Origin of the sequence: Bartonella sp. AP57NXGY (assembly GCF_042195805.1) — a bacterium.
Taxonomy (GTDB): domain Bacteria; phylum Pseudomonadota; class Alphaproteobacteria; order Rhizobiales; family Rhizobiaceae; genus Bartonella.
On the sequence record NZ_JBHIOZ010000228.1, the window covers coordinates 1 to 1,845 of the forward strand.

The 1,845-nt window shown below is 38.7% G+C and carries 1 protein-coding gene; it reads left to right on the top strand.

The features are described 5' to 3' along the window. Positions 1-32: 32 nt before the first annotated feature. Positions 33-1,658 carry an ABC transporter substrate-binding protein gene (locus ACFIL8_RS09755; protein ID WP_375689603.1) on the top strand — a complete coding sequence of 542 codons (1,626 nt, stop codon included), beginning with the start codon at positions 33-35 and terminating at the stop codon, positions 1,656-1,658. Positions 1,659-1,845: the final 187 nt, after the last annotated feature.

The following is a 1,845-nucleotide window of genomic DNA, read 5'->3' on the forward strand; positions in this document are numbered from 1 at the left end:
TAATTGATAAAAATAAATAAAGGGAAAAGTTTATGAACTTGAAGAAAACAATATTGAAAAGTAGCAGCTCTCTTGTTGCTGCTCTTATGGCTTTGGGCGTAGTTGTACAACAGGTTTCAGCAAAAACACCCGCTGATACCCTTGTGATGGCTTGGAATCTTGATGCAATCAGTACGTTTGATCCTGCACAACTTAATGATGTTTATGGAAGTGAAATTATTTACAATATTTGTGATAACTTGGTGAGTACTGCGACAGATGATCCTGCTAAAATGGTTCCCGTTTTAGCAACACATTGGGATGTTTCAGGTGATGATCACAGTACGGTGATTACTTTTCATTTACGTGATGGTTTGAAGTTTAATGATGGCAGATCAGCCAATGCCAATGATCTTGTTTGGGGTATGAAGCGGATTGTCAAATTGAAGATGGGTAATGCGGCAATTTTTAATGAATATGGAATTACAGAACAAAATGTTGATGATGCTTTGCAAGCTCCCGATGAGAAAACGGTTGTGATGAAATTTGATAAGCCTTATCCAGCAGAGCTCATTCTTAATAATATTGTTGCGAGTCGTGCAACAGCTTTGCTTGATCGTAAGACGATTATGAAACACGAAAAAGATGGCGATTTTGGAAATCAGTATTTGAAAGGTCATGCTGCTTGTGTTGGTCCTTATCAGTTAAAAAGTTGGCGCCCTGGAGAAGCTCTTTTGTTGCGTGCAAGCTCTCACTATTGGGGACAAGCGCCTAAACTGAAGCAGATTTTAATTCGCCATGTTGCAGAGCCCGGAACACAACGTTTGTTGTTGCAAAAACATGATATTGATGTTGCTCGTAATTTGACACCTGAAGATCTTGCAGATCTGCAAAAAACAACAGATGTTAAAGTTGAAAGAGTGTTAGTGCCAACTATGATGTACTGGGGATTCAATACGACGAATCCTATTTTTGCTAAGGAAAAAGTACGTTTGGCGATGCGTTATCTCATAGATTATGAAGGTCTTGGCAAGAAGCTTCTCAAAGGTGTTGGTGTTCCACGGGCCAGTTTTATTCCTCTTGGCAACTTTGGGGCTTTGGATGAAAAAGAGGGGCAACCCTTTAAACTTGATATTGCAAAAGCCAAGCAGCTTTTAGCAGAAGCTGGTTATCCGAATGGATTTGAGGCAAATTTTCTCGTGTCAAACACTCCTTATACTTTGTTACTTGCTCAGTCACTCCAGGATAGTGCTGCACAGGCGGGCGTGCGTCTTAAAATTGAACGTGTAGCAGGTACACAGTTATTTTCAAAAGTGGATGCTCGAGCTTTTGATACGGCTTTTATCGGATGGAATAATGATTCTGCGGATCCTCATACCATGGCTTCACGTCTTATTTTCAATCCAGATAATCGTTTTGAGGCTAGAAATACAGCCTATCCTAGTTGGAAGCATGGGTATTTTGATGCTAAGATGAATCAAAAAGTTGAAGAAGCGTTGTTTCAAAAAAATCCGCAAAAACGAGCGCAACTCTATGCTGATTTACAACGTGAATTAATGCAAAAAGGACCTTATGCGTTTATCTTTCAACAATATAGCGTTGTCGCGATGACGCCTGATGTCAAAAAATGGGTTTGGAATAGTGCACCGCGTATTTTTTATAGTAAAATTGAAAAATAAGTGTGTCTTTTTAGTGTTATCAAAGCTAAAAAGAGCTTAATCATAATTGCATGATGAAAATATTCTCCCATATAAAGCTCTTCAGTTTTTTTAGGATGAAACTGTGAGGGGTAGCAGTATATAATTAAGATCGTTTATAGGGAGCGATGAATATAGAAAGTTATATTGGGGAGGATCTTTGTTTATG